The 512-nt window shown below is 61.5% G+C and carries 1 protein-coding gene; it reads left to right on the top strand.

Going from position 1 to position 512, the window contains the following annotated elements; genetic code table 11:
* Positions 1–512, top strand: a 512-nt coding sequence (locus tag RYC17_RS26810; RefSeq protein ID WP_316904794.1) for a hypothetical protein, incomplete at both ends; no start/stop codon positions are given.

The raw sequence follows: 512 nt of genomic DNA, 5'->3' as shown, positions 1-512 counted from the left end.
ATCGACAGTGGTGCCGGGCTGACCATCAAAGCCAATGCCCTGAACAACGCGGCCGGTAACCTGACGGCCCAGCAGGGTTTCAGCTTCGAAGGCAGCAGCCTCGACAACAGCGCCGGTAACCTGAGCAGCAAGGCCGATATGACACTCGACCTGCTGGGCAGCCTGACCAACACCAGCGGCAAGCTGGCCAGCGGCGGTAACCTGCTGTTGCGGCGCAGCGCGGCGATCAACAACCAGGCCGGGCAACTGATCAGCCAGAGCCTGATGACCCTCAACACATCCGGGCAACTGGATAACCGCAACCGCGGCACCGTTGCTGCCAACAACACACTGAAAGTCGTCGCGGGTGGCAGTGTCCTCAACGATGCTGATGGCTTGATCTATAGCCAGAGCGCCGATGCGCATTTGAATGCAGCGAGCCTCTCCAACGTTCGTGGCGCGGTCCAGAGCGTCGGCGCACTGGTTGTCGATGTCGCTGATACCGTCGACAACCAGAACGGCCGGATCATCGC

The organism is Pseudomonas syringae group sp. J248-6 (assembly GCF_032586995.1).
Taxonomy (GTDB): Bacteria; Pseudomonadota; Gammaproteobacteria; order Pseudomonadales; family Pseudomonadaceae; genus Aquipseudomonas; species Aquipseudomonas amygdali.
This window is presented reverse-complemented; position numbering and strand designations above follow the sequence as displayed.